Source organism: Acidipropionibacterium thoenii DSM 20276 (assembly GCF_000423445.1).
GTDB lineage: Bacteria > Actinomycetota > Actinomycetes > Propionibacteriales > Propionibacteriaceae > Acidipropionibacterium > Acidipropionibacterium thoenii.
In genome coordinates this window covers 179,144-193,757 of sequence record NZ_KE384018.1, presented here as the reverse complement: position 1 = coordinate 193,757, position 14,614 = coordinate 179,144, and the positions used below count along the sequence as shown (strand labels likewise).

Here is a 14,614-nt window from a genome sequence, read left to right as displayed (position 1 = left end):
TGCGGTCAGAAGTGCGGAGATCACTTGACACCCTCCTTGACGACCGGCTGGGGATCGGTCATGTTCAGCTGGGACATGGTCGCCCTGGCGGCCGGTTCGATGACATCCAGCATCGGCTTGGGGAAAAACCCGAAGACCAGCAGGACGATGATCAGCGGGGCCAGCACGAACTTCTCCCGGCCCCCCAGATCTGTGCGCACCGGCGGGGTCCCCTCATCGATCGGACCGGTCATGGTCCGCCGATAGGCGCGCAGCACGTAGACCGCCGCCCCCACCATGCCGATGGTGGCCACCGCCACGTACACCGGATGGCGCCCCCAGGCCCCGGCCAGCACCAGGAACTCGGAGGCGAAGCTGGAGGTGCCCGGCAGTCCGAGGGTCGCCAGCCCGGAGACCAGGAACAGCCCGGCCAGCACCGGGGCGCCGGCCTGCACCCCTCCGAAGTCCTTGATGTCGGCACTGCCGCGACGGCGCACCAGGAAGCCGAGTACCAGGAACAGCGCCGCAGTGGCGAAACCGTGGTTGAACATGTAGAAGATCGAGCCGGTGATCGACGGCGTCGTCACCGCGAAGATGCCGAGCACCATGAAGCCGAAGTGGCTCACCGAGGTGTAGGACACCAGCCTCATCAGGTGGTGCGAGGTGGCGGCCATCACGGCCCCCCACAGGATCGAGATGACGGCCAGCGCCAGCACCACCGGGGTCGCCCAGGCCGAGGCCTGCGGGAACAGCCCCAGGCACAGTCGCAGCATTCCGAAGGTGCCGATCTTGTCGAGGATGCCGACCAGCAGGACCGAGGAGCCGGGGGTCGCCTGCTCGGCGGCATCGGGCAGCCAGGTGTGCACCGGGACCATCGGGGCCTTGATCGCGAAGGCGATGAAGAATCCGATGAACAGGTATCGCCCGATGGCCCCGTCGAAGTTCATCCGGACCAGGTCGGCCAGCAGGAAGGTGGTGTGACCGGAGGCACCGGAGTGGACCCCCAGGCCGATCACCGCGACCAGCATGATGAGCCCGCCGACCAGTGAGTAGATGAGGAACTTCAGCGCCGCCGCGCGGCGCCTGGCCCCTCCCCAACCGCTGATCAGGAAGTACATCGGCAGCAGGGTCGCCTCGAAGAAGAGGTAGAAGAGCAGGACGTCGGCCGCCACGAAGCAGTAGATCGCCAGTCCTTCCAGCATCAGTGCCAGGCCGAAGAAGATCGAGCCGGGCAGCTGCGGGGAGTCGCCCGTGTCGGCGCCACCGGCCCAGGCGTCACCGGTCCGGCCGATTCGCCACTCGGCGCCGAGCACCACCGGCACCAGGGCGACGGTGAGCAGCACCATCGTCATCGACAGCGGGTCGGAGCTCAACGCGTACCAGGCGCCGATCGACGAGATCCACTGGTGCTTCTCCGACAGGTCGGTGCCCCGGGACGCGGCGAGGAAGGCTGCCAGGCCCACCACGAAGGTCACCAGGGAGACCGCCAGGCCGAAGTACCTGGCGGTGGCACCCTTCAGGAACATCACCACAGCACCGGCCACGATGGGCAGCAGCGCCAGGATGGTCAGGACAGGCACAGTCATCTCCATCTCCTCCCTCAGGCCATCCGGCCCAGAATGACGACCACACCCACGACGACCACGCCGATCGCGGTGTGCAGTCCGTAACTGCGCACATAACCGTTCTGCAGCTTGCGCAGCGCGGTGCCGAGACCGGCCATCACCCCCGCGGTCCCCATCGCCCCGCCGTCGACAGCCGAGCTGTCGAAGGAGGAGATGCCATGGGCCAGGGCGGTCGCGGGCCTGACGACGACGGCGTCGTCAATGGCTCGTCCGTAGATGTCGTTGCGCCCGATGAGTGCCACCGGGTTGCTGGTGGCCGGCTCCTCGGAGGGCACCCCGTGGCGGTTGGTCAGCCAGCCGGTGACGACCCCGGCCGCCACCACCACCAGGGTGATGACGCCGATCACCGAGATGTGCAGCACTCCGGTGTGCTCGGGATGGGACCCGGTGGCCGGGGCCAGCCAGTCCCCGATCCAGCCGGTCATCACCAGACCGGCGCCGATCGACAGGATCGCCAGCACGATCAGCGGAACCGTCATGGTGGCCGGCGACTCGTGAGGGTGCACGCCGGTCCGCCAACGGCGTTGCCCGAGGAATGTCAGCACCATCAACCGGGTCATGTAGTAGGCGGTGATCCCGGCACCGATCAGGGCCAGTACCCCGAACACCGGGCCGGTGTCGAAGGCCGCCTCGATGATGTGGTCCTTGGAGAAGTAGCCGGAGGTGAAGGGGAAGCCGATGATCGCCAGGTACCCGCAGGCGAAGGTCCAGAAGGTGAGGGGCATCACCTTGGCCAGCGCCCCGAAGTGGTACATGTCGGTGTCATCACCGGTGCCGTGCATCACCGATCCGGCTCCCAGGAACATATTGGCCTTGAAGGCGCCATGGGTGATCAGGTGGAAGATCGCGAAGGTGGCCCCGATCGGGCCGAGCCCGGCGGCCAGCATCATGTATCCGATCTGGCTCATCGTGGATCCGGCGAGCACCCGCTTGATGTCCTTCTTGGTGGACCCGATCCAGGCACCCATCAGCAGGGTGATGGTGCCGATGATCGCCACCGCCAGGGTGGCCGAGTAGCTCTGGGCGTAGATGGCGTGGGAGCGCACCACCAGGTAGACCCCGGCGGTCACCATGGTGGCGGCGTGGATCAGGGCCGAGACCGGGGTGGGGCCCTCCATGGCGTCCATCAGCCAGTCCTGCAGGGGGAACTGGGCCGATTTCCCGCAGGCGGCCAGCAGCAGCATGAATCCGAGCAGCGCAGCCCAGCTGCCCGACAGCCCGGGCGCCCGCTGGGAGACCTGGGTGAAGTTCACGGTGCCGAACTGGGCCAACATCGTGAAGATCGCCATCGTCAGTCCCAGATCGCCGATCCGGTTCATGATGAAGGCCTTGTTACCGGCGGCCGCGGCGGCCGGGCGCTGGTACCAGAAACCGATCAGCAGGTAGGAGCACAGCCCGACACCCTCCCAGCCGATGAACAGCATGAGGTAGTTGTCGGCCAGCACCAGGATGAGCATCGAGGCGATGAACAGGTTGAGGTAGCCGAAGAACCGGCGACGGTGCGGGTCGTGGGCCATGTAGCCGATCGAGTAGATGTGGATCAGCGAGCCGACGAAGGTCACCAGCAGCACGAAGAGGATCGACAGCTGGTCGACCTGGAGGTCGATGCCCAGATGCCAGCTGCCGAGGTCGATGAAGTCGTAGACCGGCACCGAGACATTGCGCTGGGAGGGGTCGCGCCCCAGCAGTTCGATGAACAGCACCAGGCCGATGACGAAGGAGGCGATCGGGGCGAGCGCCCCGAGCAGGTGGCCCCAGCTGTCGGACCTGCGGCCGAGTACCAGCAGCAGACCGGCGCCGGCCAGCGGGATGGCGATCATCAGCCATGCCAGGCTGAACAGCCCTGAGGCGGCCACCGGGAGAACAGTCTCGAGGGGAACTGTGTCGAGCGGAATCATTCCGGTGCTCCTCAGTACTTCAGCAGGTTGATGTCGTCGACCGAGGTCGAGCGGCGGGAGCGGAAGATCGTGACGATGATCGCCAGCCCGACGACCACCTCGGCGGCGGCGACCACCATCACGAAGAAGGCGCCGACCTGACCGTCGAGGTTCCCGTGGACATGGGAGAAGGTCACCATGGTGAGGTTGACCGAGTTGAGCATCAGCTCCACCGACATGAAGATCACCAGCGCACTACGCCGATAGAGGAAGCCCAGCATGCCGATAGCGAACAGAATTGCCGACAGCACCAAGTAGTCGTTCGGGTTCATTCCAGTTCTCCCTCTCCCAGTCCTGACCCGCCCAGCTCGCCGTCGATCCTGTTGCGCGAGGCGGCGACGGTGGCGAAAGCCCGCTCGGTCGGCGCCTTGAGCTGACCGGCGTCCACGATCCCGCCACGGCTGCGCAGCGCCTCCGACACCGACTCCGGGGCGACCGTGCCGTCGGCCAGCAGGGCCGGGACGCCGATCTGGTTGCCCCGGGCAAAGACCCCGGAGTTGGGCTTGGCACCGGGATGCACGCCGGAGTCGCGGTAGGCGGCCATCCGGTCCTGGTAGCGCTCCTTCTGGTGCTTCTTGTCATGCAGCAGCTCGCCATGGGCCAGCACCATGGTGCCGACCACGCCGGTGATCAGCAGCGCTGCGGTGGCCTCGAAGGGCACCACGTAACGGCTGAACAGCAGCTCGGCCAGGGCGATGACATTGGACCCGCCCGAGGCATTGGCCTTGTCCAGGCCGGCCGCCCCGGTGATGCCGAGCTGGCTGCTGGACACCGCCGAGCCGACCGCCACGATGAGCATCACAGCCAGCACGAGGGCGGTGAACACCGAGACGACCCGGTGGCCCCTGAGGGTGTCGGTGACGACATCTCGGGCATCGCGTCCGATCAGCATCACCACGAACAGGAAGAGCATCAGGATGGCGCCGGTGTAGACGATGATCTGCACCACGAAGAGGAAGGGCGCCTGGAGGCTGGCGTACTGGATGGCCAGGCAGATCATCACGATCGCCAGGCACAGCGCCGAGTGCACCGCCTTGCGGCTGAACACCATCGCCAGCGCGGCGATCACCATGATCGGCGCCAGCAGCCAGAAGGCCAGGGCCGAGGCCGTCACCATCGCGATCATCGGGTCGCACCTCCTTCGTTGTCGGTGGTACCGCTGTCGGCGCTCCGGTCATCGGGCTTGCCGGTGGCCGGCAGCCCGAGGAAGTAGGCCTTCTCGGAATCCCCCAGTCGGCGCGGATGAGGCGGCTGCTCCATCCCCGCCGACAGCGGGGCGAGCAGCTCGGCCTTGGTCCAGATGAGCTTGGCCCGGGTGGTGTCGGCCATCTTGAAGTCGTTGGTCATCGTCAGTGCCCGGGTCGGGCAGGCCTCGATGCACATCCCGCACAGGATGCAGCGCAGATAGTTGATCTGGTAGACCCGGCCGTACCTCTCCCCCGGTGAGTACCTCTGCTGCTCGGTGTTGTCACCGCCCTCGACGTAGATGGCGTCGGCGGGACAGGCCCAGGCGCACAGCTCGCAGCCGACGCACTTCTCCAGCCCGTCGGGCCATCGGTTGAGCTGATGGCGCCCGTGGAAGCGGGGGGCCATCACCTTCTCCTTGCCCTTCTCCGGGTATCCCTGGGTGAAGGTCTTGCGGAACATCGTCCGGAAGGTGATTCCGAACCCTGACCAGGCTCCCATCAGAGAGCTCCCTTCTGCCGGAGGACGCCGGGCACGGCGTCTGCCCCATCTGCCGGGCTGTGGTGGGACGGGGCGTCGGCATCGTCGACGACCACCGCCGAGGAGGCTGCATCCACCGATCCGGCGGCGACCAGGCCGGCGTCCGTCTCGCCGGGCATCGGGGGGACCGGATAGCCGCCGGCGAAGGCGTCGAAGACCCTGGGTTCAGGTTCGGGCTGCTCCGCCCTGCCGCCGAGAAGGATGTAGCCGATCAGTCCGACCACCACCACCAGCAGCACTCCGAGGAAGATCGGATTGGTCATCCAGCCCTGGGCCCCGGCGGCTCGCATCACTGCCAGCAGCAGCACCCAGACCAGCGAGATCGGGATGAGGACCTTCCAGCCGAGGTTCATGAAGTGGTCCCAGCGGACGCGAGGCAGCGAGGCGCGCACCCACACGAAGAAGAAGATCACCAGCTGGCACTTGAGGAAGAACCAGAGGATCCCGATCCATCCGGAATCGAGGACTCCGATGAGGTTGAAGGGCCAGGGGGCGCGGTAGCCGCCCAGGAACAAGGTGGTGCAGACCGCGGCCAGGGTGGCCATGTTGATGTACTCGGCCAGGTAGTACATCCCGTAGGGGAAACCGGAGTACTCGGTGGAATACCCCGAGACCAGTTCCTGCTCGGCCTCCGACTCGTCGAAGGGCAACCGGTTGGACTCGCCGAACATGGTGAGCACGTAGATCACGAAGCTGGGCAGCAGCACCAGCCAGTAGTGGCCGGGAATGTGGGTGTCCACGCCGAACCAGACCAGGGTGCGCGCCTGGGAGTTGACGATGTCGGAGGTCGCCATCGACCCCGAGACCATGAAGACCGCCGCCAGGGACAGCCCCATCGCCACCTCGTAGGAGATCATCTGGGCGCTGGCGCGCAGTGAGCCGAGCACCGAGTAGGGGCCGGAGGAGGACCAGCCGGCCAGCACGATCCCGTAGATGCCGATCGAGGCCACCGCGATGATGAACAGCACCGCGACCGGGACGTCGGTGATCTGCAGCATGGTGCGCTGCCCGAAGATGGACACCTCTCCGCCCAGTGGGATCACCGCCCAGGCGCTGAAGCAGCAGATTCCGGCGATCACCGGGGCCAGGTAGAAGACGATCTTGTCGGCTCCCTTGGGGGTGACGACCTCCTTGAAGACCAGCTTGATGCCGTCGCCGATCGCCTGGCCCATCCCGCGGATGAATGCCGTGTTCATGATGGGCCCGAGCCGGTTCTGCATCCGGCCCAGCACCCGGCGCTCGAACCAGACGTTGAACAGGGTCCACATCAGCAGCAGCACGAAGATCACCACCACCTTGATGAGGGTGATCCACCAGACGTCAGCGCCGAACAGGGCGCTCTGCAATGGGGTCATGCCGCACCTCCCTGATCCGTACCCGCGTTGGCCTGATCCGTACCCGCGTTGGCCTGATCCGTACCCGCGTTGGCCTGATCCGTACCCGCGTTGGCCTGAACCGCGGCCAGGTGCACCGGGCTACCCGGCAGCACCCCCAGACGCTGCCGTAACGGCGGAGCCTGTCTCGAACCGCCACCCGCTGCCTGGTCCGGCCCGTGGAGCGGCATCCAGACCGCCCCGTCGATCATGGTCGGATCGACCCTGGCCGGCAGTTCCACCGAGCCGGCCGGCCCGGTGACCTGCACCGGCTGCCCCTCGGCCACTCCCAGCCACTGCGCCGTGCCGGGTGAGACCCGGACCACCGCCGGCCGGGCACTGGCCTGCAGGTCGGTGGCCCCGTCCAGGCCGGCGGAGGAGTCCAGCAGCTGGATCCAGGAGTCCAGCCTCAGCGACCCTGCACCACCGGCCACCGTTGCCGGGAACTGCCCCGAACCGTCGGCGGCACCGGTGCCGGGCCCACCCTCGGGATCGGCCAGCTCAGGGCGGGCCCCCTGCCAGGGCTCGATCTCGGCCCACGCGGCGTGGGCCTCGACCACCGTGCGCATCCCCAGATCCGAGCCCATCGCGTCGGCCAGCGCGGCCAGCACCCTGATCTCATTCATCGGGGTCGCGGGCTGGGTGTTGACCACCCGGACCCGACCGGGCCGGTGCTCCCAGTTGAGGAAGGTGCCGGAGGTCTCCTCCAGCAGCGCCACCGGCAGCACGACGTCGGCCCGCTCGGTGACCTGGGAGGTGCGCTGCTCCAGACTCACCAGGAATCCGACCTGCTCCAGAGCCGCCAGGGTGGCCGCCGGATCGGCGAAATCGCGGGGTTGGACGCCGGAGATCATCAGTGCGTCGATGGCCGGCTCGACCGGCTCCTCGGCATCATCGGCAGGCGAGCCCAGCACCGAGGCGAGCATCTGCCCGGCGTCCAGGCCGACCTCGGCCGGCAGCGTCCGGGCGGCCCACAGGGCTCCCGTCTCGACCCGTGCCACCGGGTCGGTGACCGGGCGGCCGCCGGGCAGCAGGCCCGGAAGGCAGCCGGCCTCCACGGCACCGACATCACCGGCACGACGGGGCACCCAGGCCAGCCGGGCACCGGCGACCCGAACGGCGTCCACCGCCGCGGTGAGGGCGCCGGGACTGGCAGCAGCCCGCTCGCCGATCAGCACGATGGTCCGCTCGTCGATGACATTGCGCTCCACCAGCCGCACCAGGGCGGCGTCCTCGTCGCCGGGCAGGCAGGGCTCCAGGGCGGCGCCCATCTTGACCGAGCCACGGGTGAGGTGGGTTCCGATGACGGTGACCGGCAGCTTCTTCTTCATCGCCGCCTTGCGCAACCTCAGGAAGATGATCGGGGACTCGTCCTCGGGTTCCAGGTCGACCAGTACCACCCGACCGGCGTCCTCCAGGTCGCGATAACTCACCGACTCGGCCTGGCTGCGCCCGGCCACCTGAGAGGCCAGGAAGGTGGCCTCCTCGGGAGAGGAGATCCGCGAGCGGAAGTCGATGTTGTTGGTGCCCAGCACCATCCGGGCGAACTTCGACCAGGCCAGGTTGGTCTCCACGGTGAGCCGGCCGCCGGTGAGTACTCCCACCCGGCGTCCGGCGGCCTTCAGCCCCGCCACCGCGGTGTCGATCGCATCGGCCCAGGAGGCGGGCTGCAGGACGCCGTCGCGGCGCACCAACGGTCGGGTGATCCTGTCGTCCTGGTGACCGTAACGGAAGCCGAACCGACCCTTGTCGCAGTTCCACTCCTCATTGACCTCGGGCAGGTCACCGGCCAGCCGGCGCTCCACCCGGTACTGGCGATGGTCGGTGCGCAGTTCGCAGCCGGCGGCGCAGTGCTCGCAGGTGGTCCGGGTGGAGACCAGGTCGAAGGGCCGGGCGTGGAACCGGTAGTCCTTGCTGGTCAGTGCCCCGACCGGGCAGATCTGGATGACATTGCCTGAGAAGTAGGAGTCGTAGCCGTCCTTGACGTACTCGCCGATCTGGGAGGCGGCACCACGCTCCTGGAGGTTGATGAAGGGGTCCCCGGAGATCTGGTCGGAGAACCGGGTGCATCGCTGGCACAGCACACAGCGTTCCCGGTCCAGCAGGATCTGGGCGGAGATCGAGATCGGCTTGGGGAAGGTCCTCTTGACCCCCAGGTACCGCGACTCGCCTCGGCCCTCGGCCATCGCCTGGTTCTGCAGCGGGCACTCCCCGCCCTTGTCGCAGATCGGGCAGTCCAGCGGGTGGTTGATGAGCAGCAGCTCCAGGATGCCTTCCTGGGCATTGCGGGCCAGCTCGGAGGAGACCTGGGTCCTGACGACCATCCCCTCGGCCACCGGCATCGTGCAGGAGGGCTGCGGCTTGGGGAAGCCCCGACCGTTGCCGGCGTCCGGGATCTCCACCAGACACTGCCTGCAGGCCCCGGCCGGGTCGAGCAGCGGGTGGTCGCAGAATCTCGGGATGGCAGTCCCGATCTGTTCGGCGGCGCGGATGATGAGGGTGCCCTTGGGCACGCTCACCTGCCGCCCGTCGATGGTGAGGGTCACCGACTCCGGCTTGGCCGGGGCCATCGTGGCATGTGTGGTGTCGACGCTCATGCGGTTGCTCCCACTCTGGAGTCGAGATCCTCGTCACTGAAGACCGTGCTGCGTTCGTAGGGCAGCAGCTGCCAGGCGGGCACGCCGTTGCAGCCAGCCTCGAACTCGTCGCGGAAGTTCTTCACCGCGCCGCGCACACAACCCACGGCGCCGTCGGCCAGGGTGCAGAAGGACCGCCCGCCGATCCGCTCGTTGACGTCCAGGAGCTTGTCGACGTCGCCGGGGCGGCCCTCGCCAGCCTCGATCCTGCGCAGCATCTGGACCATCCACCAGGTGCCCTCCCGGCAGGGGGTGCACTTGCCGCAGGACTCGTGCTTGTAGAACTCCATCCAGCGCAGCACGGTGCGCACCACCGAGGTGGTCTCGTCGAAGCACTGCAGGGCCTTGGTGCCCAGGATCGAACCGGCCCCGGCCACCGACTCGTAGTCCAGCGGGACATTGACCTCGGCGGCGCTGAACATCGGCGTCGAGGATCCGCCGGGGGTGAAGAACTTCAGCTGGTGGCCGGCTCGCATCCCGCCGCTGATCTGGAGCAGTTGCGCCAGGGTGATGCCCAGTGGGGCCTCGTACTGGCCGGGGTTGGCGACATGGCCCGACAGCGAGAAGAGCGTGAAGCCGGCCGATTTCTCGGTGCCCATCGACTGGAACCAGTCCTTGCCATGGGTGAGGATGGCCGGCACCGAGGAGATCGTCTCGGCATTGTTGACCACCGTCGGGCTGGCGTAGAGGCCGGCCACCGCAGGGAAGGGCGGGCGCAGCCTGGGCTGGCCGCGGCGTCCCTCCAGGGAGTCCAGCAGAGCGGTCTCCTCGCCGCAGATGTAGGCCCCGGCACCAGCATGCACGATGATGTCCAGGTCATATCCCGAGCCCAGGATGTCGGAGCCGAGGTAACCGGCCGAGTAGGCCTCCCGGACCGCCTGCTGGAGGCGCCGGATGATGTGCAGCACCTCACCGCGGACGTAGAGGAAGGCCACCTTGGCGTGCACTGCGTAGGAGGCGATGATGGCGCCCTCCACCAGGGTGTGCGGGGAGGCCATCAGCAGCGGCATGTCCTTGCAGGTGCCCGGCTCGGACTCGTCGCAGTTGACCACCAGGTAGGTGGGGTTGGGGTTGTCCTTGGGGATGAAGGACCATTTCAGGCCGGCCGGGAAACCCGCCCCGCCACGACCGCGCAGGCCGGCCTCCTTCACCAGGCTGATGACATCATCGGGGGCCATCCCCAGCGCGGTGCGCAGCCCGCGATAGCCGTCGCGTCGTTCGTAGTTGACGAGCTTCCAGGCGCGCGGGTCGTCCCAGTTCGCCGACAGCACGGGGGTCAGCGGGGAGCTGCCCTGAGCCATCTCGAGGGTGACTGCATCCTCACTCATCTCGACTCCTCCTCACCCTGGTCGTCGGTCTGCGACTGTTCTGCCGGCCGTTGCGCTACCGGAGCGCTCCAGCCGTGCTGGCGGGCGATCCTCAGACCCTGCAGGGAGGCGTCTCCCGCGGTGGGGCCCTCATCGGCCCGGTCATCGGGGAACCCGGCGAGCACCCGCTCGGCCTCCCGCCAGCTGGTGATGGTGGCGCCCCGGGTGGAGTGGACCGGTTCACCGGCGGCCAGCGCGTCGAGGATCTCGTCGGCCTTGCGGAGAGTCATGTTGTCCATGAACTCCCAGTTGACCATCATGATCGGAGCGAAATCACAGGCCGCGTTGCACTCGATGCGCTCCAGGGAGAACTTCCCGTCCGCGGTGGTCTGGCCCTCCTTGATGCCGAGCTTGTGCTCCACCCGGTCCAGCAGCAGGTCGCCACCCAGGATCGCGCACACCGAGGTGGTGCAGATCCCGATGTGGTGCTGGCCGGCCGGACGCCGCTTGTACATGGTGTAGAAGGTCGCCACCCCCGAGACCTGGGCCGCGGTGATACCGAGCACCTGGGCGCAGGCCTCGATGCCGGCCGGGGAGACCCGCCCGTCGACCGACTGCACCAGGTGCAGCATCGGCAGCAGGGCCGATCGCGGCTCGGGGTAGCGGGCCGCCAGGGAGCGCAGCTCCTCGAGGGTCTGCTCGGTGATCGACGTCGACTGGTCGGACTGGTCGACCCCGCCGGTGTCGCTGAAGTGGCTGTGGAACTCCTCGGAGAAGGGGTAGGAGGCCGACTGGCCGTCCTGGTCGGGGGCGCTCATCGGTCCACCCCTCCCATCACCGGGTCGAGGGAGGCCAGGGTGGCCACCACGTCGGGCAGCAGCGCGCCTTCGCACATCGCCGGGATCGACTGGACGTGAATGAATCCGGGGTCCCTCAGATGGCACCGGTAGGGCCTCGTCCCGCCGTCGGAGACCAGATGGCAGCCGAGCTCCCCGGCGCCGGCCTCGACCGCCTGGTAGACCTGCCCGGCGGGCACCTTGAACCCCTCGGTGACGAGCTTGAAGTGGTGGATGAGTGCCTCCATGGACTCCCCCATGATGTGCTTGATGTGTTCGTAGGAGTTGCCCTGGCCGTCGGGGCCGATGGACAGCTCGGCGGGCCAGGCGATCCTCTTGTCGGCGACCATGTGCGGGGCACCCTGGGTCTCGGTGAGGCGCTTGAGGCACTGCTTGAGGATCTTGATCGACTCGAACATCTCGTGCAGCCTCACCAGGTAGCGCCCGTAGGCGTCGCAGGAGTCGGCGGTGCAGACCTCGAAGTCGTAGTCCTGGTAGCCGCTGTAGGGCTGCTTCTTGCGCAGGTCCCAGGGCAGGCCGGTGGAGCGCAGCACCGGACCGGTGCAGCCCATCGCCATGCAGCCGGCCAGGTCCATGTATCCGGCCCCCTGGGTGCGTGACCTGAAGATCGGGTTAGCGGTGAAGAACTGGTCGATCTCCGGGATGTTGTCCGACATCCTCTTGATGAGATCGCGCAACCGGTCCAGGCCGTCCTCGGGAAGATCGGTGGCGGTGCCGCCGGGGCGGATCCAGGCGTTGTTCATCCGCAGCCCGGTGACCGCCTGGTTGAACTCCAGGCAGATCTCGCGTTCCCGGAGGCAGACCTCCTGGACCGATGTGGCGTTGAGCTCCAGGGCCCCGGCGCCCACCCCGGTGAAGTGGTTGGAGATCCGGTTGACCTCCATGATCATCACCCGCAGGATCTGGGCCCTCTCGGGGATCTCGTCGGTGATTCCGAGCAGCTTCTCCACCGCCAAGCAGTAGACCGCCTCGTTGAAGAAGTTGGCCACATAGTTGCACCGGGTCACGAAGGTGACGCCCTGGGTCCAGGTGCGGTACTCCATGTTCTTCTCGATACCGGTGTGCAGGAATCCGATACCCGGCCGGATGCTGGTGATGGTCTCGCCGTCCAGCTCCATGATGAGGCGCATCACACCGTGGGTGGAGGGGTGCGAGGGGCCGAAGTTGACCACCACCGTCTCGTCCCCACGCTCGGCGGACTCGGCGACGATGTCGGACCAGTCGCCGCCCTGGGCCAGGAACTCCTCGCGGCCCGCCGCCCCCGGGGATCCCGGGCCCCCGGCCGAGGTGCGGAACCCGCTGCGTGTCTGCTCGCTCATGAGTTGTAACTCCTTCGCTCGTCCGGCGGAGGTGTCACATGGCCCTTGTACTCCACCGGGATGCCCCCCAACGGGTAGTCCTTGCGCTGCGGATGGCCGACCCAGTCATCCGGCATCAGGATCCTGGTCAGTGCCGGGTGGCCGTCGAAGATCACCCCGAACATGTCCCAGGCCTCGCGCTCCTGGTAGTCGGCGTGCGGGTAGACGCTCACCACCGAGGGCAGGTGCGGGTGCTGGTCAGCAGGGTCGGCCAACGCCACCTCCAGGCGGATCCGCCGATTGTGCGTGTAGGACAGCAGGTTGTAGACGACGTGCACCTGCTGGCCGGTCATCTGCGGGTAGTGCACGCAGGTCAGGGCGGCGCAGCACTCGAACCGCAGCTGCGCGTCGTCGCGCAGTGCGGAGACGAGCTCGAGAAGCTTCTCGGGTCGCACGAAGAAGGTGATCTCGCCGCGGTCGACCAGGGTGAGGCCGGCGGAGAAGCCGGGCACCAGCTGGGCCATCCGGTCGGCCACCGCGTCGAACCAGCCACCGTAGGGCCGCGAGGAGTCGCCGGGGAACTCCACGACGCTGACCAGTCCGTTGTAGCCGGACGTGTCGGAGCTTCCGGAGGCACCTCCCCACATCCCGCTGCGGACCTCCATCACCGGGTTGGGGGCGGGAACCTGCTCGATCCCGGCGTCCCCTCCGCTCCGCTCCGGGGCCTTGTCGCCGCTGCCGGCGCTCGGCGTCTGATCACTCATCGCCCGATCTCCTTCGACGGCGTGGTGGTGGGCATCTCCAGGGTGCTGGGGGCGGCCAGCGCGATGCTCTCCTTGGCCTTCTCGACCTCGGCCATGTGACCGAGCAGCGGCCAGTGCTGGATCTGCTCGCGCAGCTTGAACACGGCATCGATGAGCATGTCGGGGCTCGGCGGGCAGCCCGGCAGGTAGACATCGACCGGGATGATGTGGTCGCAGCCCTGGATGATCGCGTAATTGTTGAAGATCCCGCCCGAGGAGGCGCAGGCCCCCATCGAGATGACCCACTTGGGATTGGGCATCTGGTCGTAGAGCTGACGGACCACCGGGGCCATCTTCTGACTCACCCGGCCCGAGACGATCATCAGATCGGCCTGTCGGGGCGAGGAGCGGAACACCTCATGACCCCATCTGGCGGCGTCGGCACGCGGGCCGCCGTAGGAGATCATCTCGATGGCGCAGCAGGCCAGCCCCATCGTCAGGGGCCAGAAGGAGCTCTTGCGCAACCATCCGACCACCGCCTCCATGGAGGTCATCACAATGCCGGCTGGGACATCAGCGTCGTACTCGGCCATTTCTTCCTCTCAGTCCTTGCCCTGCTCGGTGATGCTGCGGTCAGTCATGCTGTGCCGAGTCATGCCGGGTGGGCCGGGTCCAGATCCGTGGTGTCCAGTTCAATCCCAGTCCAGGCCTCGTCGGCGGTAGACGTAGAGGTAGGAGACGAAGACCGTCGCGATGAACAGCACCATCTCGATGACGGCGAAGGCTCCCAGGCTGAGGAAGTGGTTGAAGCCGACCGCCCAGGGGTAGAGGAAGACGATCTCGATGTCGAAGACGATGTAGAGCATCGCGACCACGTAGTACTTCACCGGGAAACGCCCGCCACCGACCGGCTGCGGGGTGGGCTCGATGCCGCACTCATAGGTGACGTGCTTCGAGGCGTTGTGGCGGGTCGGGCTGAACACCTTGTTCATGCCGATCATCACGCAGACGAACAGCGCCGCCAGGATCATCATGCTGACTAGGGGGATGTACGGGTTCATGACCTACCGCCTTCGACGTCGTTGTCTGTGGCACCCGGAGTGCCGCCGGGCCTGCTGGAACTGAGTTGACGCG

12 protein-coding genes and 1 pseudogene are annotated in these 14,614 nt (G+C 67.5%); all 13 read right to left on the bottom strand.

Features of this window, described 5'->3' with window-relative positions:
* Positions 1-20: 20 nt before the first annotated feature.
* Positions 21-1,565 (bottom strand): NADH-quinone oxidoreductase subunit M, encoded by a 1,545-nt coding sequence (locus G554_RS0110295; protein ID WP_027587820.1) that lies wholly within the window; start codon positions 1,563-1,565, stop codon positions 21-23.
* A 14-nt stretch (positions 1,566-1,579) separates the two neighbouring features.
* Positions 1,580-3,502 (bottom strand): NADH-quinone oxidoreductase subunit L, encoded by a 1,923-nt coding sequence (gene nuoL, locus G554_RS0110290; RefSeq protein WP_051232891.1) that lies wholly within the window; start codon positions 3,500-3,502, stop codon positions 1,580-1,582.
* An 11-nt stretch (positions 3,503-3,513) separates the two neighbouring features.
* On the bottom strand, positions 3,514-3,813 hold the full coding sequence (gene nuoK, locus G554_RS0110285; RefSeq protein WP_027587818.1) for an NADH-quinone oxidoreductase subunit NuoK: 300 nt from the start codon (positions 3,811-3,813) through the stop codon (positions 3,514-3,516).
* Entirely contained in the window at positions 3,810-4,667 is an 858-nt protein-coding gene (locus G554_RS15865; RefSeq protein ID WP_051232889.1) for an NADH-quinone oxidoreductase subunit J, read from the bottom strand. The genes nuoK and G554_RS15865 overlap by 4 nt, the downstream gene beginning before the upstream one ends.
* The gene (gene nuoI / locus G554_RS0110275) at positions 4,664-5,227 is read right to left on the bottom strand and encodes an NADH-quinone oxidoreductase subunit NuoI (RefSeq protein WP_027587817.1); all 564 of its coding nucleotides are present in this window, start codon (positions 5,225-5,227) and stop codon (positions 4,664-4,666) included. The genes G554_RS15865 and nuoI overlap by 4 nt, the downstream gene beginning before the upstream one ends.
* Positions 5,227-6,621: an NADH-quinone oxidoreductase subunit NuoH gene (nuoH, locus tag G554_RS0110270; RefSeq protein WP_027587816.1), complete on the bottom strand. Its 1,395-nt coding sequence runs from the start codon at positions 6,619-6,621 to the stop codon at positions 5,227-5,229. Before nuoH ends, nuoI begins: the two co-directional genes overlap by 1 nt.
* Positions 6,622-6,800: 179 nt before the next feature.
* Positions 6,801-9,236, bottom strand: a pseudogene (locus G554_RS15860) (NADH-quinone oxidoreductase subunit G); the annotation flags it as partial.
* Positions 9,233-10,576: an NADH-quinone oxidoreductase subunit NuoF gene (nuoF, locus tag G554_RS0110260; RefSeq protein ID WP_027587815.1), complete on the bottom strand. Its 1,344-nt coding sequence runs from the start codon at positions 10,574-10,576 to the stop codon at positions 9,233-9,235. The gene nuoF and the pseudogene G554_RS15860, both read right to left, overlap by 4 nt.
* A gap of 23 nt (positions 10,577-10,599) precedes the next feature.
* Positions 10,600-11,400 carry an NADH-quinone oxidoreductase subunit NuoE gene (nuoE, locus tag G554_RS0110255; protein WP_027587814.1) on the bottom strand — a complete coding sequence of 267 codons (801 nt, stop codon included), beginning with the start codon at positions 11,398-11,400 and terminating at the stop codon, positions 10,600-10,602.
* Positions 11,397-12,758, bottom strand: coding sequence for an NADH-quinone oxidoreductase subunit D (locus G554_RS0110250; RefSeq protein ID WP_084648468.1), 1,362 nt, complete (start codon positions 12,756-12,758; stop codon positions 11,397-11,399). Before G554_RS0110250 ends, nuoE begins: the two co-directional genes overlap by 4 nt.
* Entirely contained in the window at positions 12,755-13,501 is a 747-nt protein-coding gene (locus G554_RS0110245; RefSeq protein WP_027587812.1) for an NADH-quinone oxidoreductase subunit C, read from the bottom strand. The genes G554_RS0110250 and G554_RS0110245 overlap by 4 nt, the downstream gene beginning before the upstream one ends.
* Positions 13,498-14,073 (bottom strand): NuoB/complex I 20 kDa subunit family protein, encoded by a 576-nt coding sequence (locus G554_RS15855; protein WP_036925376.1) that lies wholly within the window; start codon positions 14,071-14,073, stop codon positions 13,498-13,500. Before G554_RS15855 ends, G554_RS0110245 begins: the two co-directional genes overlap by 4 nt.
* 99 nt (positions 14,074-14,172) lie before the next feature.
* Entirely contained in the window at positions 14,173-14,541 is a 369-nt protein-coding gene (locus G554_RS0110235; protein WP_027587811.1) for an NADH-quinone oxidoreductase subunit A, read from the bottom strand.
* Positions 14,542-14,614: the final 73 nt, after the last annotated feature.